The organism is Vibrio sp. 2033 (assembly GCF_033339735.1).
Genome location: NZ_JAWOVC010000389.1, coordinates 1 through 679 on the forward strand (window position 1 = coordinate 1; position 679 = coordinate 679).

The 679-nt window shown below is 50.1% G+C and carries 1 protein-coding gene; it reads left to right on the top strand.

The window, feature by feature from the left end:
• Nucleotides 1-650: ACT domain-containing protein (locus R7P74_RS26770; RefSeq protein WP_318123691.1), on the top strand; the 650-nt coding region annotated here is incomplete at its 5' end.
• Between the last annotated feature and the right edge of the window lie 29 nt (nucleotides 651-679).

The following is a 679-nucleotide window of genomic DNA, read 5'->3' on the forward strand; positions in this document are numbered from 1 at the left end:
TGAATCACGCTTTGGGTCGTCACTCGATTGACTCCATCTACCCAGAGAACATTCAAGAAGTACTGACCGATCTGCGCTTAGAAAGCACAGACGATTTACTCGCAGCAATTGGCTTGGGTGAACTCATGAGTATTGTGATTGCTCGTCGTTTGCTGGGCGATACTGAAGAGCTAACGACAACCAGTTCCATTCCAACCGACTCGAAGAAGAAACTTCCAATTCGTGGCGCGGAAGGTTTGCTGCTGACGTTTGCTAACTGCTGTCACCCAATTCCAGATGACCACATCATTGCGCATGTGTCTCCTGGTCGTGGCCTGGTTGTTCACCGTGAAACGTGTCCAAATGTGCGCGGTTACCAAAAAGAGCCGGACAAGTACATGGCCGTTGCATGGTCTGACGATTACGACAAAGAGTTTATCGCAGAACTGAAAGTCGACATGCTCAACCACCAAGGTGCTCTGGCAGAATTGACCAACGTGATTTCGAAAACAGGCTCCAATATCCATGGCCTGTCGACCGAAGAACGTGATGGCCGACTGTATACTGTCACCGTTCTGCTGACGACTAAAGATCGTGTCCACCTTGCAGGTATCATGCGAAAAATCAAAGCGATGCCGCAGGCGACCCGAGTCAGACGAAGAAAGAACTAAACTCATCGCCACCCACTCACACTGGGTGG